This window comes from Aquibacillus kalidii (assembly GCF_014280935.1).
Lineage (GTDB): Bacteria > Bacillota > Bacilli > Bacillales > Amphibacillaceae > Aquibacillus_D > Aquibacillus_D kalidii.
Genome location: NZ_JACLZI010000021.1, coordinates 1 through 1,059, shown reverse-complemented (window position 1 = coordinate 1,059; position 1,059 = coordinate 1). Strand labels below are relative to the sequence as shown.

The window sequence follows — 1,059 nt, the reverse complement described above, 5'->3', positions numbered from 1 at the left end:
TTGTTCAGTTTTCAAAGATCAATCGTTATCGTTCGACTAGAAGCGACAACCTTTATATTATATCAAGTTATTTTGATGAAGTCAATAACTTTTTTCAATATCAATGTCGCGTTTTTAAAGCGACCAAATTAATATAACACATTATCAATCTGTAAGTCAACAACTTTATTAGATTCTTCTAAATAACGTTTCCCTCGTGATGAGGGATTTATAATATATCATAGAAACTACTTAGAAACAATAGAATTATCATAACAATTTTATCCAGGAGATTTAACATTTAGTTATACACTAACTAAGATTTTAAAAAACAAATAACTTAAGTTGTCAAAGGTTCACCAAAGTGTCTGATTTCTACTTTAAAATATTCACCATAGAAAGAGAAATATCAAAGTTGATTTTGTTTTACTAAATAAAATAATGTATCAATACTGTGTTATTGGAAAAAATAGACGAAGGAGGGATTATAATGACTCAACAATATTTATCAATAGAAGAATTTAATGAATTAATTCAACAATGGCATGGTGAAACAATAAAAATTTATAAGGAAGAACTCGACGATAAAGATAGAACCTTGATGACAATAAGTTCAATCTCTTACTCCAACGACACAAGGAGACTAGACGATTATGAACCTAGACACTCATTAATGTTTCACGGCGATGGCAATATTGAAACAGCTGACAAAGAGCTACAACCTCTTCCTTCTTCATATTATGAAATACCACTTGAAGATTCGACTTTATATCAATATGACGGGTCCCAATTATCTCTAATTACGGATAGAGGAAAGTACACCATTGAAGTCGCATCTGATCTTTAAAAACTTAATTAAATATTGATAGACTTTCAACTTTTTTCTGCACTTCTTAATTTTCGAGTATTTAGATATGATTAAAACAAAAAACAAATTACTCTTTTAAAACAACAAAAAACCTTCAAGGAATGAACCCTAGAAGGTTTTTTTGTTGCCTAGCGGCGTCCTACTCTCGCAGGGGCAAAGCCCCAACTACCATGGGCGCTGAAGAGCTTAACTACTGTGTTCGGCATGGGAAC

Annotated in this window: 1 protein-coding gene and 1 rRNA gene; one reads left to right on the top strand and one right to left on the bottom strand. The window is 31.4% G+C overall.

What is annotated here, in order from left to right; translation table 11 throughout:
• The first annotated feature begins 469 nt into the window (after nt 1–469).
• Entirely contained in the window at nt 470–826 is a 357-nt protein-coding gene (locus tag H7K77_RS03705) for a hypothetical protein (RefSeq protein WP_186576373.1), read from the top strand.
• 147 nt (nt 827–973) lie between these two features.
• Here H7K77_RS03705 and rrf read toward each other — a convergent pair.
• A 5S ribosomal RNA gene (gene rrf, locus H7K77_RS21880) occupies nt 974–1,059 on the bottom strand; the annotation flags it as partial.